The 232-nt window shown below is 69.4% G+C and carries 1 pseudogene; it reads left to right on the top strand.

The annotated features are described in order from the left end of the window. A pseudogene (locus H0H10_RS00180) lies at nucleotides 1-232 on the top strand (transglycosylase family protein); the annotation flags it as partial.

Raw genomic sequence — 232 nt, forward strand, 5'->3', positions numbered from 1 at the left:
GCAGGCCGACGGTGCCAACCGGACCGCGCTGTGGACGCTGACGAGCACCGGGACCGGTTTCGGTGCGCCGGTGAAGGTCTGGGACAGCCTTGGTTCCACCAGCTGGGACTGGAGCCGGTCGAAGGTCGTCTCCGGTGACTTCGACGGCGACGGCCGTGGTGACGTGGGTGTGCTGTACGACTACGGCACGCAGGCCGACGGTGCCAACCGGACCGCGCTGTGGACGCTGACG

It is taken from the genome of Streptomyces griseicoloratus, from assembly GCF_014534645.1.
Lineage (GTDB): Bacteria > Actinomycetota > Actinomycetes > Streptomycetales > Streptomycetaceae > Streptomyces > Streptomyces griseicoloratus.